The organism is Litoreibacter sp. JB4-2 (genome assembly GCF_055693445.1).
Genome location: NZ_CM146334.1, coordinates 20,998 through 34,827, shown reverse-complemented (window position 1 = coordinate 34,827; position 13,830 = coordinate 20,998). Strand labels below are relative to the sequence as shown.

Below are 13,830 nucleotides of genomic sequence, written 5' to 3'. Positions count from 1 at the left end.
GGCGCGATGACACCGCAGATTACCGACAGCCATTGCCATCTCGACTTCCCTGATTTCGATGAGGACCGCGACGCCCTGATCGCCCGCGCGCATGAGGCCGGAGTCACGCGTATGGTCACAATCTGCACCAAACTGCGGCTTGAGCCCCAGGTGCGCGCCTTAGCCGAACAATATAAAAGCGTTTTCTACGCCGCCGGAACCCACCCGATGAGCGCGGCCGATGAACCCATGGCCACAGTTGATGAGCTGGTTGCCTTGGCGCAGCATCCGAAATTTGTGGGCATCGGCGAGACAGGGCTGGACTATCATTACACTGCCGACAGCAAAGACGTTCAGCAAGAAAGCCTGCGCGTCCATATCGAGGCCGCGCGCCAGACCAATCTACCGTTGATCATCCATGCACGTGCCGCCGATGAGGACATGGCGCGCATTTTGGGGGATGAGTTTAAGAACGGCGCTTATAGCTGTGTGATGCATTGCTTTTCTTCGTCAGTCGAGCTGGCTAAGGCCGCGCTTGATCTAGGGTTTTACCTGTCCATGTCAGGCATTGCCGCTTTCCCCAAATCACAAGAGCTGCGCGAAATTTTTGCGACTGCGCCGGTGGATCGCGTCTTGGTCGAAACCGACGCGCCCTACCTTGCCCCGCCCCCCTTCAGGGGCAAGCGCAATGAACCGGGTTACACGGCGCACACAGCCAAGGTCGGCGCTGAGGTTTTCGGGCTCGACTACGCGGAATTCGCGGCGCAAACGCAGGCAAATTTTGAGCGGCTCTTTACCAAGGCGACTTTATGAAGCGCCGTTTTACGATACTGGGTTGCGGGTCCTCTGGCGGTGTGCCGCGCCTTGGCGGGCATTGGGGCGATTGCGATCCGGCGAACCCCAAGAACAGGCGGCGGCGGTGTTCACTGCTGGTCGAGCAGGTCGGACCAGAAGGCACGACAACGGTGCTAATCGACAGCTCCCCGGACCTGCGCGAACAGCTTCTCGACGCAGAAGTTGGACGGTTGGACGGCGTGGTCTACACGCACCCCCATGCCGACCATGTGCACGGTATAGATGATCTGCGCATGATCGTGTTCAACATGCGCGAACGTGTTCAGGTTTGGGCCGATACGCCCACATCGGAAGCGTTGCAAAACCGCTTTGGCTATGTGTTTAAAACGCCGCCCGGGTCCGGCTACCCGCCGATCCTTGAGCTGAACGCAATTGATGGTGATGTCATTGTGGATGGGCCCGGCGGGGCGCTGACCCTAACGCCGTTTGAGGTCCAACATGGCACAATACGCTCGCTGGGGTTTCGGATGGATGACGTGGCTTATTTGCCTGATGTCTCCGACCTTGATACGGGGCGCAAGGCGATGCATGGGCTTGATTGGCTGATCATAGATGCGCTGCGCCGCACCCCGCATCCCAGCCATTCGCATCTGGACAACACGCTGGACTGGATCGCGGATCTGGAGCCGAAACAGGCAGTTCTGACGAACATGCATATCGACCTAGACTATGAGACCGTCAAGGCCGAGACGCCGGCCAATGTTACCCCCGCCTTTGACGGCCTGGTGATTGAGACCCGCGCCTGATGGGTGATCTGATCGCCGTCATCCTGCCGGTGTTCTTGGTGATCGGCGCGGGTTATCTGGCAGTGAAGTTCAAGGCGTTTCCAGAAAGCGGCGTCGACGGGTTGATGAAATTCACCCAGCATTTCGCCATTCCATGCCTGCTCTTCAAAGCAATCGCCGAGCTGGAATTGGGGGTTTATTTCACTCCTGCCTTGCTGGCCTCCTACTATATCCCCTGCGTCGCGATGTTTGCGTTGGGGCTTTGCGGCGCACGCATGCTGTTTGGCAGGCCTTGGGAGGACAGCGTGGCGATTGGGTTTGCCTGTATGTTCGCTAATTCGGTGCTGCTGGGGCTGCCGATCACGGAGCGGGCCTATGGCGCCTCCGCGCTTGACCCGAACTACGCCATTGTCGCGTTGAACGCGCCCATTTGCTACGGGCTGGGCATCACCGTGATGGAGACGGTCAAGCATCGTGGCCAGCCATTCGGGGCCACGCTAAAAGCGGTAAGCCGCGCGATTTTTCACAACGCGCTGATCATCGGGTTGGCGGCAGGGTTCGCGGTGAACTTAAGCGGCGTGAGCATCCCAACCGTCGCAAGCGACGCGCTTGACTTGATGATCCGAGCCGCACTTCCAGCCGCGATTTTCGGCATGGGCGGGGTTCTGGCGCAATACAAGTTCGAAGGCGATCTAGGCCCTGTCTTGATGATCTGCGCGCTGACTTTGCTGCTGCGCCCGGCAATGTCCTACGGGCTGGTGAGCGGGTTTGACCTGAATATCGCGGCCTCTCGTTCTTCTGTTCTGACGGCCGCTATGGCGCCGGGCATCAACGCCTATGTCTTCGCCAATATGTATGGGGTCGCGAAACGCGTTGCAGCCTCTGCGGTGCTTGCGGCGACGGCGCTGTCAGTTTTAACGATCACAGGCTGGTTGTTGGTGCTGCCCTAAAGCGACAGCATCAGCTGTGCCTCATGCGTCTTAAGCGCGGCAACCGCTGTGTGATTTGCCGATCGCATCTGCGCGGGGAACAGCGTGCAAAGCTCGTCATAGCGCGGGTCCAGATCGGGACAACGAAACGCATCCGCTGCAAACAAGCTTTCGCTCAGCGCACCTTCCGACCAGATCAGTTCATGGGCGTCAAACATCAGGTGGAAATACGTGACAAAGCCACCCTCTTCGCGGGTGACATCGGTGCCGTTGACGAACGCATGCGCGGGCGCAAGCACGGCGTTTTCGCCAAACAACAGATGCGGGCGCCAGCCATCGACCCAGACGCGATGCTGCGCAGATAACAAGAGCGGGCGCACATTCCCCAGAACGCCCGGTGCAAACCGTATTGGCGCGAACGCGCCTTGAGCCGGATAGGTGCAGGTCCCGATCCAACGGATGGGCTGGGCACCATGCTGCAACGTCGAAACAAGATCGCCGACACAGAGCGCGTCAATCACCCGTTCCCCGTCCGGCGTTAGGATACGGGTACCTTTGGTAAAGCAGGGTGGCGATGCGTGGTCGACGGCAGGATTGCTGGGCCCCTCCTGTGCGGAGGTAACAGTTAGCGGCACGCCGACAGGCGGGAACCCTGCAACGGGGCCAATGAAAGCCAAAGCCTCAACCGTTGCGTAAGACGGTGAGCCGGTCGCCACGTTAAAGGCGATTACCGTGTAGTTGTTAGTGCCATCAGTGACGACGAAGGAATATTCGGCCTCGACCGTGCTGCCAGCGGCGTAGGTCACGCCATCAATCGTGGTCGCATTTGTGAGGTTTTGGCCGGACCCCGCGTTATCCGCAAAATCAGTGTCATTGTCGGTGATCGAAATTGGGACCCAGGCATTGGTGTTGAGCGTGATGGTTTGCCCAACCAAATGGGAGCCGTCACCTTGGGTGACGCCGTCAAGCTGTTCGCCGCCGGACACAGTTATCTGCGATTCCGCCAGCGTATAGAGGTCATAAGTGGGCATTCGCTAATCACAACAGACACAGTTTATAGCCCCTGTGATTTCAAACCGACATGGAGCCGCAATGGCCATATCAGGGCCATACTGGGGCAGTGACGGGGAATTATTTTGCCTTTTTAGCCGCTTAACCCGGCGAAATGCCGCGCAAACGCTCTGATCGGCGGCGCAACAGCTCCACCGTTGTCAGCAGCAGAATTGAGATGATCACGAGGATCGTGGCGACCGACAGGATCGCGGGGCTGATCTGTTCACGAATGCCATTCCACATCTGGCGCGGGATAGTTTGCTGATCATGGGCGGCCACGAAAAGCACAACAACAACTTCATCAAAGCTGGTCACGAAGGCAAAAAGCGCACCCGAGATCACGCCCGGCAGGATCAGCGGCATAGTAATTTTGAAGAATGTGGTCGTGGGCGTGGCGCCTAGATTGGCAGCTGCGCGGGTCAGTGAATGGTCGAACCCCACCAGCGTCGCCGTAACAGTGATGATAACAAAAGGGATACCCAGCGTTGCATGCGCCATAATGATGCCTGCGTAGCTATTTGCCAGCCCCGTGGCTGAGTAGAAAAAGAACAGTCCGGTCGCTGTGATAATGATAGGCACGATCATCGGCGAGATCAGGATCGCCATGATCGCGCGCCTGTAGGGCATCTCAGGACGGCTAAGGCCGAGCGCCGCAATGGTGCCCAGCACTGTGGCCAGAAGCGTCGAGAAGAACCCGATGATGACCGAGTTTTTGGCTGCCGAAATCCAGTTCGCATTGGCCCAGGCATCCGCCCACCAGCTGCCGTCCCGCGTGGTTTCAGGCTCCAGCATGCCAAAGGTCAATAGCAAGTCATACCAGCGCATCGAATATCCCGTCGGGTCGAGCTTCAGCATCTTCTCCGTGAATGTGAAATAGGGCTCTGCGTTGAAGCTGAGCGGTATCACGATCAAAATGGGCGCGATCAGGAACAGGAAGATCAGGCAGCAAATCGCCAGATAGGCATAATGCCAGACCCGTTCCAGCGTAGAGGCGTGCGAAGGAAGTGCCATTAGTGCGTGCCCCTTGCAGATGCCGGATTTGAGTATTTTTGACAGAACGAAGCGAGGGCGCGGCCATTTTGGTGCGCGTGTCTTATCCTTAACATATCCCTATCCCAGCTTCAGGTTGTCGATGCCGACGAGGCGGTCATAGAGCCAGTACAGCACCAGCACCCCGCCCAACAGAATGGAGGCCAGAGCAGCCGCCAACGACCAGTTCAGCGACTTTTGCATATGGAACGCAATCAGGTTGGAGATCAGTTGACCATCCGCGCCGCCCACAAGGGCCGGTGTGATGTAATACCCAACTGCCAGAATGAACACGAGCAGCGCCCCTGCCCCGATACCGGGGATCGTTTGCGGAAAGTAAATGCGCCGAAACGCGGTCCATGACGTAGCACCCAAAGAACGCGCAGCGCGCACGTATGATGGGTTTATCGGCCGCATGACCGAATACAGCGGCAGCACCATGAAGGGCAGCAGGATGTGAACCATCGCGACAATTGTGCCGGTCTGATTATACATCATCTGGATGCGGTTTTCGTCAGCTAGAAGCCCGGTGCCAACCATTGCGTCATTCACCACACCCTGGCTTTGCAACAGCACCATCCAGCTGGTCGTTCGCACCAGAAGCGACGTCCAAAAAGGCAACAGCACAAAGATCATCAGCAGGTTTGAATAGCGCAGCGGCAGCGTCGCGAGCAGATGCGCGATTGGGTAGGCCAGCACGAAACAGAGGAAGGTGATCAGCAGCGACAAAAACAGCGTGCGTTGAAACAGCGTCACGTAGACCTGCCGGTTTTCATTCACCTTGGTGATCGAACCCTCGGTGTCGCGCGTCAGATCAAGCGCCGCGAGGTAGAAATTCAGCGTGAAGGCGGAAGACGCGCCGCGCATGGCCGACCACATCTCTGGGTCGGCCCAATCCTCATCAAGGTCGAGCATCGCCTCCTTGAATGGGGCTTCGAGCTTTGCCGCCCGGCGCGCGGCCTTAGTGAACATGGAGCGGGAGCCGGAGCGCTCATAATTGATCCGCGTGCCGACAATTCCCGGCGCTTTCAGTTCGCGCAGCAAAACCATGTCTGAGACAAGCGCTGCGTAGGCGGCCTCATCCGGCTCAGTACCTTGTGGGTTGTTGTCAAACCAGGCGCGCAGCTCGACCATGATCGGAGTTTTGGTACCCGTCGACAGGTCGGTATGAGTGGTGAAGCCCGGGTTATGGACAGAGCGGTAGAGCAGCTGTCCGATGGGCGCCACGAAAGTCAGTAGAACGAACAAAAACAGGGGCAGCACCAAGAAAAAGGCGCGGCGCTTTGCTTTGGATTGTGCTGCGTTCAACGCGGCCTTGAGCGGCTTGCCATCGGCTGTTGTGAGCTGCCCTGCTGCGCCATCCGCGCCCTGAGGTCCCACATATTGCGCCGTCATATCCGCCATTATCAGGTGCCTTCCACGATGACTGTGTCGCTATCGGCATGGGCTAGCCGTATTTTGGCAGCCGCCTGATAATCGTCTGAATGGTAGCAATCCAAGGCTGCTTGGTAGCTGGGAAATTCAACCACTACGTGGCGGTCCTTCTGCGGGGTTTCGGGCGTCTCGGACGTGCCGCCGCGCACCAAAAATGTCCCGCCAAAGCGTTCCACTATGGGCGTATCTAGGCGCACATATTCCGCGTAATTTTCCGGATCCGTCACAGTCACGTGCAGCATCCAATAGCCTTTTGGCATCCGCCATTCCCCACTTGAAGCAGCATGAAAATAGTCGGCGGCGCCCCCTCCCAAAGGGCGCCGCCAGGCAGGCTAGCTTACTGAGCCAGCCATGCGTTGAAGCGCTCGTTCAGCTCTGCGTCCCGGTCGACCCAGAACTCAAAGTTGTTAACCAGAGCGTTTTCGAGATTGGCAGCCGCCGTTGGCATATGCGGCGCCATTTCGGTTTTACCATCGTTGAACACGCCAACCAATGCGCCCGAAGATTTACGCGCAGGACCGTAGGAGATCCAGGACGCCTGATCCGCCAAACGCTGTGTGTCAGTCGAGAACTTGATGAAGTCCAGAGCAGCTTCTTTGTTCGGCGCGCCTTTCGGGATCACGAACAGGTCGAAGTCAAGGATTTGACCGTCCCAGACCACTTCCAAAGGCTGACCTTCGGCGACGGCTGCGTTGAAGATACGGCCGTTATAGGCTGTGGACATGGAAACTTCGCCGTCTGCCAGCAGCTGTGGTGGCTGCGCGCCGGCTTCCCACCAGACGATGTCGTCCTTAATGGTGTCGAGCTTTGCGAATGCACGGTCCACGCCTTCGTCTGTTTCCAGAAGGTCATAGACGTCGCCAGCGGCCACGCCATCAGCCATCAGCGCCATTTCCAGCGTGGCTTTCGCGGATTTGCGCAGGCCGCGCTTGCCGGGGAAGTCCGCGATGTTGAAGAAATCGTCAATGCTGTCAGGCGCTGTTGGGTTGTTGTCTTTGTTATAAGCAAAAACGGTGGACCAAACGATGTTGGCAACGGCGCAATCCTGCAGAGCGCCTTCGATGAAATCGTCAGCGGCAGGAGTGCCGTCAGGTGCTGCTGGCAATGCGGATGTGTCGATCTCTTCCAGCAAACCTTCGTCACAGAGGCGCACGGCGTCAGAGAATTCGACGTCAGCCACGTCAACAGTCACGTTGCCAGCTTCCACTTGCGCTTTAATCGGGGTCGCAGGGTTGTCGCTGTCAACCGAGTTCACCTTGATGCCAGTCTCGGCGGTGAAGGGCTTGTGATAGGCTTCAACTTGGCTCTTGGTGTAGGCACCGCCCCAGCTCATCACGGTGACTTCTTGGGCATTGGCAGCAAATGCTGTGCCGACAAGCGCAGTTGTCAAAATCAGTGTCTTTTTCATCTATTAACTCTCCCAGTCAGATGGATTTGCCGCGGCTATGTCCCGCGACGGTTTGGTTGTCAGAGGGCATCAAGGGCGCGCGCATCTTCCGGCGCCCAGTTGAGGTTTGTCATTTCGCCCACTAACAAATGTTCGTGGCCGGCCGAGTTTGGCACTTTGACCACAAATTCGTCATTCCCATGCACATCCAGGCGGCAGCGGATATGGTCGCCCAGATAGATCAGTTCTTTCACTTGAGCCTCGGTCACATTGGCGCCGTTTGCCCCAATATTCACCCGTTCAGGCCGGATTGAGATCAGCGTTTCGCTGCCCACGGCACCGCAATTCACGGCCAAGGCATCCGTTGTCTTACCGTTTGGCAATTCGACGGACGCAATGTCACCGGAAACCGACTTAACTTTGCCCGACAGCTTGTTGTTTTCGCCAATGAATTGCGCCACAAAGCTGTTGTCCGGGCGCTCATACAGGTCTTCTGGCGGGGCGAGCTGCTGAATACGTCCGTCTTCAAAGACGGCGACCCGGTCCGACATGGTCAGCGCTTCGGTCTGATCATGGGTTACATAGACAACAGTCACGCCAAGATCGTCTGATATCCGTTTGATTTCAAACTGCATATGCTCACGCAGTTGCTTGTCGAGCGCGCCGAGCGGCTCGTCCATCAAGACCAGTTCGGGTTGAAATACCAGCGCGCGGGCCAGAGCCACACGTTGCTGTTGACCACCGGACAACTGCGCAGGGCGTCGCGCACCAAATTCGCCCATCTGAACCATTTCGAGCGCGCGCATGACTTTCGCTTCGCGCTCGGATTTATCGAGGCCGCGGACTTCCAGCGGAAAGGCGAGGTTTTCCCCCACAGTCATATGCGGAAACAAAGCATAGTTTTGGAATACCATGCCGATACCGCGTTTATGGGGGGGAATATTATTGATTTCCTTGCCATCAAGCCGAATTTCGCCATGCGTGGCCGTCTCAAACCCTGCGAGCATCATCAAACAGGTGGTTTTGCCAGAGCCCGACGGCCCGAGCATCGTCAGGAACTCACCTTTTGGCATGGACAGGTTTAGGTCTTTTACAACGAGCGTTTCGCCGTCATAGCTCTTTTGCACGCGGTCAAACGCAACGAATGCGTCGGTCGAATTATTGTCCAGCAAACGGGACTCCCCAGGTGTCTTTCGCGCCGCCCTGCTTGGTGCGGGCTGGTCCGGCAGAGACTAAAGCGCGGATCGTTTTGTGTTTCAACAATGTTTTTCCGCGTTTCCGCATTTGCCGCAAGAACAGCCATATTTTCGGCCAGACGCACGGGTCTTGGGCAAAAAATCTTTGCATTTTCAGATTTTAGCAATTCTTCTTTCGGGTATGACAGATCACATAAGCGCCCTCGCCCGGATCGAATCCGCGACCCTCACGACGATTAAACAGCGTGATACAGCCAAGGGTTTGTTTCATCTGTTAGGCCATCTCGCAGCCATAGGCGGATCGGGCACGATCATCGCACTGCAGGTGCCGTACTGGTGGCTGGCACTGCCGGTACATGGCATTTTGCTAACCTTTTTGTTCACGCTGGAGCATGAGTGCACGCATCAAACGCCCTTCGCTCAAAATTGGTTGAGTGATTTCATAGGGCGATGCTGCGGCGTGGTGTTGGCATTGCCCTTCATTTGGTTCCGTTACTTTCACCTGGCCCATCACCGCCACACCAACGATCCCGAACGCGACCCGGAACTTTTATCCGGCGCAAAGCCCCAAACGCCGTTGGCTTTTGCGATCCATATCAGCGGAGCATCGTATTGGCGCGACGCCGCAACGCGGCTGATCACAAACGCGCAGGGCAAGGCTGCGGCTTCCTACCTGCCGCAAACCGCCCGCCCCCGGATCATCCGGGAGGCAAGATGGATGATCGTAATCTACGCATGCGCCCTTTTGACCTTGCTTTGGTCGCCTCTGCTCATATGGCTTTGGTTGGTCCCATTGGCACTGGGTCAGCCCTTTTTGCGCCTTTACTTGTTAGCTGAACACAGGCGCTGCGCATTTGTTTCCAACATGCTTGAAAACACCCGAACGACCTACACCACTGCATTCGTGCGGTGTCTCGCATGGAACATGCCCTATCACGCCGAACATCACGCCGCGCCACAAGTGCCTTTCCATCAACTTCCCCGGCTCAACGCGTTGCTGCGGCAGGATTTGCAAGTCACTGCTGACGGGTATGGCGCCTTCACCATGGAAGAGCTGCGCGAACTGCGTTAACCTGGCAGATGCAGGCCTTGAGATCGGAAACCTGCCGAACCTTATCGTAGCCAACAGGTTTGCACACCCATGACGATACAATTGACGGAAAAGCTGAAATGCGGCAGCTGCCCCATTCGACACCGTGCCGTATGCTCTAGCTGTACGCCGGACGAAATGGTCACGCTCGACGCGATCAAATACTACCGCACATATGAGGCGGGGCAGCCGATCATGTGGGCAGGCGACCGGATGGAATTTGTGGCCTCCATCGTCGCGGGCACCGCCACGATTGAGCATCTGACCGAGGATGGCCGCAAGCAAACCGTGGGGTTACTTTTGCCGTCCGATTTTATCGGACGCCCCGGCCGCGACATGGCCGTCTACGATGTTACCGCAGTGACAGAGGTCACGCTGTGCTGCTTTCGCCGCAAACAATTTGAGACGCTGGTCAAGGACACGCCGCATGTTGCGCAGCGGATGCTGGAAATGGCGCTCGACGAGCTGGACGCTGCGCGCGACTGGATGTTCCTGCTGGGCCGAAAGACGGCGCGCGAAAAAATAGCGAGCTTTTTGCTACTGATACATCGCAGAACCGTGCCGTCGGAGGTCGCAAATATTGACCGCGCAATGCCGGTTGAACTGCCGCTCACGCGTGAGGCCATGGCCGACTATCTGGGCCTGACTTTGGAGACCGTGAGCCGTCAATTTTCCAAACTGAAAAAAGACGATGTGATCACAATGGAAGGGAAACGCAAAGTGTATTTCCCCGATCTGGACCGATTGCGCGCGGAGGCTGGTGAGGTCTAGCGCTCCCTTCGCCTTGGCCAAATTCCGATCAATGCGCCATCAGAACCGGCACCTGCGCTGATCGCAACATCGTGCGGGTCACACCGCCCAGCACTGCCTCGCGCAGCCGCGAATGGCCGTAGGCACCCATCACGATCATGTCCGCGCCGCCCTCCCGCGCGCGCTGCAATAGCTGATCGGCAATGTCCGAATTCAACCTGGCCGCGACCGTAATCTCGACATGAGCACCGGCGCGGCTGAGAACCTGCGCCAGCCGTCCGCCGGGGTCAGACCGGTCGCCGCCATGGCTGGCTGGATCGATGACGCAGATCTCGGTCAGGTCAGCGATTTTTGCCAGCGGTTTAGCGGCCCGGGCGGCAGCCAGCGCTTCAGAACCATTGTCCCAAGCGACCAGTAATTTGCCAGGCGGCACAGGGGCGGGCGCCACATCGGGAACCACCAACACTGGGATCTCCGCTCCAAAAAGGCAGGCTTCAAACACAACCACGTCCAATGCGCTGCGGCCTGACCCATAGGGCAATGGCAAGATCGCAAGATCGAAGAACCGGGCGTGGTCCGACAAGAAAGGCTCCAAGCCGTTCGTCATCATCGTCACCGATTCCACGTCCCAGGTGATGTCTTCGGCGCTCAGCCGTGCGCGGGCCATGGCCTCAAGTTGCGTGGCGATGCGCTGCGCCTCCTCCAGATTTTGCTGGACCGCGATTGCCTGTGCGCCCGCGTAGTAAAACCCCGGATCGGTGCTGTCGATACCTGTGCAAATAACATTCAAATGCGCGCCCCAAAGCCGGGCCGCGTTGATCGCATATTCAAGCGCCTCACCCGAGGCAAAGGGGTCATGCAAGACGGTCGTAAGTGTTGCGTAGGTCATGGGCGCGTCTCCTTGCTGGCATGCCAAAGATCGCAAATGTTACCGAGCCATTCTTTGATCTGTGTCAAAGCGCGCGGCCAAACGATGGCGCAAAACACCCCCACGAACAGGTCGCGCGACGCATGTGCCGCGCAAGGATTATAAGGGACGTAGGGGATGCTGAATTACCTAAAGCTGATCATACTGGGGTTGGTGTTTTTGTTCGCCGCACTGGCGGCAAACTGGGCACGCGACATAGCCTATCAGGTGCACGCATTGATCATCATGGCCGTCTCGGGCGGTATGTTTGTCTGGGTGCTACGCCAAACGGACGAACCGGAAACGCCCGTAGACACATCGCAATATCTTGACGGTGTTGTGCGCGCAGGCGTGATCGCAACAGGGTTTTGGGGCGTCGTAGGCTTTCTGGTGGGCGTCGTCATCGCGTTTCAGCTGGCCTTCCCCGCGCTCAATATCGACTGGGCGCAACCCTATGCTAATTTTGGTCGGCTGCGCCCGCTGCACACCTCGGCGGTGATTTTCGCTTTTGGCGGCAACGCGTTGATCATGTCGTGTTTCTACATTGTGCAACGCACCTGCGGAACGCGGCTGTGGGGCGGCAATTTGGCGTGGTTTGTGTTCTGGGGTTACAACCTGTTCATCGTTCTGGCCGCCACCGGCTACCTGCTGGGCGCCACCCAATCCAAGGAATATGCCGAGCCCGAATGGTATGTCGACATCTGGCTGACCATAGTTTGGGTCTGCTTTCTGGCCGTCTATCTGGGCACGATCTTCATCCGCAAAGAGCGCCACATCTACGTGGCCAACTGGTTCCTGCTCAGCTTTATCGTCACCGTCGCGATGCTGCATATCGTGAACAACCTCTCCATCCCGGTCTCTATTTGGGGATCGAAATCGGTGCAGCTGTTTTCCGGAGTGCAGGACGCGATGACGCAATGGTGGTACGGCCATAACGCCGTGGGCTTCTTCTTGACCTCGGGCTTTTTGGGCATGATGTACTACTTCGTGCCCAAGCAGGCAGGCAGGCCGGTCTATTCCTACAAGCTGAGCATCATCCACTTCTGGGCGCTGACCTTTCTGTATATCTGGGCCGGGCCACACCATCTGCACTACACCGCGCTGCCCGATTGGGCCTCGACGTTGGGGATGGTGTTCTCGATCATTCTGTGGATGCCCAGCTGGGGCGGCATGATCAACGGGCTGATGACGCTGCAAGGCGCCTGGGACAAGCTGCGCACCGACCCGATCATCCGCATGATGGTGGTCAGCCTCGCCTTCTATGGCATGTCCACCTTTGAAGGTCCGATGATGTCGATCCGCGCGGTCAACTCCTTGTCGCATTACACTGACTGGACCATCGGGCACGTGCATTCCGGTGCTTTGGGCTGGAACGGCATGATCACTTTTGGCGCGCTCTACTTCCTGACGCCCAAATTGTGGGGCCGTGCGCAGATGTATTCGCTCAGCGCGATCAACTGGCACTTCTGGCTCGCTACGATCGGCATCGTGCTCTACGCGGCTTCGATGTGGGTGACAGGCATAATGGAAGGCCTGATGTGGCGTGAGGTCGACGCGCAGGGCTTCCTGGTGAATTCCTTCGCCGACACGGTCGCAGCCAAATTCCCGATGTATGTGGTGCGCGGCTTGGGCGGGGTCCTTTACCTCGCTGGCGGGATCATCATGGCCTGGAACATGTGGATGACCATTCGTGGCGGCGACAAGGTCGCGGTCCGGGTCCCCTCAATCGCAACGCCAGCAGAATAGGTAGGACACACAAGATGAGTTTCCTGAACAAACACCAAATTCTCGAACGCAGCCCGACGCTTTTGCTGGTGTCGTGTTTCGCGGTGGTCACCGTCGGCGGAATCGTCGAGATCGCACCGCTGTTCTACCTTGAGAACACCATCGAGAAGGTGGAGGGCATGCGCCCCTACTCGCCCCTCGAGCTTACAGGCCGCGACATTTACATTCGGGAGGGCTGCTACACCTGCCACTCACAGATGATCCGGCCAATGCGCGACGAGGTGGAGCGCTACGGGCATTACTCACTGGCGGCGGAATCAATGTATGATCACCCGTTCCAATGGGGGTCTAAACGCACCGGGCCCGATGTGGCGCGGGTTGGCGGGCGCTATTCCGACCAATGGCATGTCGATCACCTCAATGACCCGCAATCGGTCGTGCCGGAATCGATCATGCCGAAATACGCTTTCCTTGGGCGCACGCCCATCGACGGCGAGCACGTGCAAGACCTGCTTGAGACGCATCGCATCGTAGGTGTCCCTTACACCGACGAGATGATTGCGAGCGCGCAGGCCGATTTTGCCGTGCAAGCTGACCCAGACGCCGATTGGGAGGGGATGCTTGAACGCTATCCCGGCGCCGTGGTCAGCAATTTCGACAGCGCGCCGGGCATCACGGAAATGGACGCACTCGTCGCCTATTTGCAAATGCTCGGCACGCTTGTCGACTTTTCCACCTTCACCCCTGACGCCAGCCGCTAAGGAGCCCTGA

At 57.8% G+C, this 13,830-nt stretch carries 14 protein-coding genes; 7 read left to right on the top strand and 7 right to left on the bottom strand.

The window, feature by feature from the left end; translation table 11 throughout:
- Positions 1–6 precede the first annotated feature (6 nt).
- Genes ACZ1G7_RS00195 through ACZ1G7_RS00185 form a run of 3 tightly spaced genes read left to right on the top strand, consistent with a single transcriptional unit; the run spans position 7 to position 2,509 of the window.
- Entirely contained in the window at positions 7–792 is a 786-nt protein-coding gene (locus ACZ1G7_RS00195) for a TatD family hydrolase (protein WP_472661315.1), read from the top strand.
- Positions 789–1,580: an MBL fold metallo-hydrolase gene (locus tag ACZ1G7_RS00190; RefSeq protein ID WP_472661313.1), complete on the top strand. Its 792-nt coding sequence runs from the start codon at positions 789–791 to the stop codon at positions 1,578–1,580. Before ACZ1G7_RS00195 ends, ACZ1G7_RS00190 begins: the two co-directional genes overlap by 4 nt.
- Entirely contained in the window at positions 1,580–2,509 is a 930-nt protein-coding gene (locus ACZ1G7_RS00185) for an AEC family transporter (protein ID WP_472661311.1), read from the top strand. The genes ACZ1G7_RS00190 and ACZ1G7_RS00185 overlap by 1 nt, the downstream gene beginning before the upstream one ends.
- Here ACZ1G7_RS00185 and ACZ1G7_RS00180 read toward each other — a convergent pair.
- From ACZ1G7_RS00180 to ACZ1G7_RS00155, 6 genes are all read right to left on the bottom strand, one after another.
- On the bottom strand, positions 2,506–3,519 hold the full coding sequence (locus ACZ1G7_RS00180; RefSeq protein ID WP_472661309.1) for a Hint domain-containing protein: 1,014 nt from the start codon (positions 3,517–3,519) through the stop codon (positions 2,506–2,508). The two genes, ACZ1G7_RS00185 and ACZ1G7_RS00180, sit on opposite strands and share 4 nt — an antisense overlap.
- Before the next feature lie 121 nt (positions 3,520–3,640).
- The gene (locus tag ACZ1G7_RS00175) at positions 3,641–4,552 is read right to left on the bottom strand and encodes an ABC transporter permease (protein WP_472661307.1); all 912 of its coding nucleotides are present in this window, start codon (positions 4,550–4,552) and stop codon (positions 3,641–3,643) included.
- Positions 4,553–4,651: 99 nt separating this feature from the next.
- Positions 4,652–5,974 (bottom strand): ABC transporter permease, encoded by a 1,323-nt coding sequence (locus tag ACZ1G7_RS00170; protein ID WP_472661305.1) that lies wholly within the window; start codon positions 5,972–5,974, stop codon positions 4,652–4,654.
- Positions 5,975–5,976: 2 nt separating this feature from the next.
- Positions 5,977–6,264 carry a DUF1330 domain-containing protein gene (locus tag ACZ1G7_RS00165; RefSeq protein ID WP_472661303.1) on the bottom strand — a complete coding sequence of 96 codons (288 nt, stop codon included), beginning with the start codon at positions 6,262–6,264 and terminating at the stop codon, positions 5,977–5,979.
- Positions 6,265–6,341: 77 nt separating this feature from the next.
- Positions 6,342–7,412 carry an ABC transporter substrate-binding protein gene (locus ACZ1G7_RS00160; RefSeq protein WP_472661301.1) on the bottom strand — a complete coding sequence of 357 codons (1,071 nt, stop codon included), beginning with the start codon at positions 7,410–7,412 and terminating at the stop codon, positions 6,342–6,344.
- Between the two features lie 59 nt (positions 7,413–7,471).
- Complete coding sequence (locus ACZ1G7_RS00155) at positions 7,472–8,563, bottom strand: ABC transporter ATP-binding protein (RefSeq protein ID WP_472661299.1); 1,092 nt, start codon at positions 8,561–8,563, stop codon at positions 7,472–7,474.
- A 205-nt stretch (positions 8,564–8,768) separates the two neighbouring features.
- On the opposite strand from ACZ1G7_RS00155, the gene ACZ1G7_RS00150 reads away from it, so the two are divergent.
- Complete coding sequence (locus ACZ1G7_RS00150; protein WP_472661298.1) at positions 8,769–9,659, top strand: fatty acid desaturase; 891 nt, start codon at positions 8,769–8,771, stop codon at positions 9,657–9,659.
- A 69-nt stretch (positions 9,660–9,728) separates the two neighbouring features.
- Positions 9,729–10,448, top strand: coding sequence for a transcriptional regulator FnrL (fnrL, locus tag ACZ1G7_RS00145; protein WP_472661296.1), 720 nt, complete (start codon positions 9,729–9,731; stop codon positions 10,446–10,448).
- Positions 10,449–10,476: 28 nt separating this feature from the next.
- On the opposite strand, the gene ACZ1G7_RS00140 is transcribed toward fnrL, so the two are convergent.
- The gene (locus ACZ1G7_RS00140; protein WP_472661294.1) at positions 10,477–11,316 is read right to left on the bottom strand and encodes a universal stress protein; all 840 of its coding nucleotides are present in this window, start codon (positions 11,314–11,316) and stop codon (positions 10,477–10,479) included.
- 156 nt (positions 11,317–11,472) lie between these two features.
- Between ACZ1G7_RS00140 and ccoN the strand changes: the two genes are divergently transcribed.
- Together ccoN and ccoO are read left to right on the top strand one after the other, a co-directional pair.
- Positions 11,473–13,080 (top strand): cytochrome-c oxidase, cbb3-type subunit I, encoded by a 1,608-nt coding sequence (gene ccoN, locus ACZ1G7_RS00135; protein WP_472661292.1) that lies wholly within the window; start codon positions 11,473–11,475, stop codon positions 13,078–13,080.
- A 14-nt stretch (positions 13,081–13,094) separates the two neighbouring features.
- Positions 13,095–13,820 carry a cytochrome-c oxidase, cbb3-type subunit II gene (gene ccoO / locus ACZ1G7_RS00130; RefSeq protein ID WP_472661290.1) on the top strand — a complete coding sequence of 242 codons (726 nt, stop codon included), beginning with the start codon at positions 13,095–13,097 and terminating at the stop codon, positions 13,818–13,820.
- Positions 13,821–13,830 lie beyond the last annotated feature (10 nt).

Bases quoted from the DNA above. Each gene is read 5' to 3' on its own strand.
- ACZ1G7_RS00150 (WP_472661298.1), top strand. From the start codon at position 8,769: ATGACAGATCACATAAGCGCCCTCGCCCGGATCGAATCCGCGACCCTC.
- ACZ1G7_RS00175 (WP_472661307.1), bottom strand. From the start codon at position 4,552: ATGGCACTTCCTTCGCACGCCTCTACGCTGGAACGGGTCTGGCATTAT.
- ccoN (WP_472661292.1), top strand. From the start codon at position 11,473: ATGCTGAATTACCTAAAGCTGATCATACTGGGGTTGGTGTTTTTGTTC.
- ccoO (WP_472661290.1), top strand. From the start codon at position 13,095: ATGAGTTTCCTGAACAAACACCAAATTCTCGAACGCAGCCCGACGCTT.
- ACZ1G7_RS00190 (WP_472661313.1), top strand. From the start codon at position 789: ATGAAGCGCCGTTTTACGATACTGGGTTGCGGGTCCTCTGGCGGTGTG.
- ACZ1G7_RS00185 (WP_472661311.1), top strand. From the start codon at position 1,580: ATGGGTGATCTGATCGCCGTCATCCTGCCGGTGTTCTTGGTGATCGGC.
- ACZ1G7_RS00170 (WP_472661305.1), bottom strand. From the start codon at position 5,974: ATGGCGGATATGACGGCGCAATATGTGGGACCTCAGGGCGCGGATGGC.
- ACZ1G7_RS00140 (WP_472661294.1), bottom strand. From the start codon at position 11,316: ATGACCTACGCAACACTTACGACCGTCTTGCATGACCCCTTTGCCTCG.
- ACZ1G7_RS00180 (WP_472661309.1), bottom strand. From the start codon at position 3,519: ATGCCCACTTATGACCTCTATACGCTGGCGGAATCGCAGATAACTGTG.
- ACZ1G7_RS00165 (WP_472661303.1), bottom strand. From the start codon at position 6,264: ATGCCAAAAGGCTATTGGATGCTGCACGTGACTGTGACGGATCCGGAA.
- ACZ1G7_RS00160 (WP_472661301.1), bottom strand. From the start codon at position 7,412: ATGAAAAAGACACTGATTTTGACAACTGCGCTTGTCGGCACAGCATTT.
- fnrL (WP_472661296.1), top strand. From the start codon at position 9,729: ATGACGATACAATTGACGGAAAAGCTGAAATGCGGCAGCTGCCCCATT.
- ACZ1G7_RS00195 (WP_472661315.1), top strand. From the start codon at position 7: ATGACACCGCAGATTACCGACAGCCATTGCCATCTCGACTTCCCTGAT.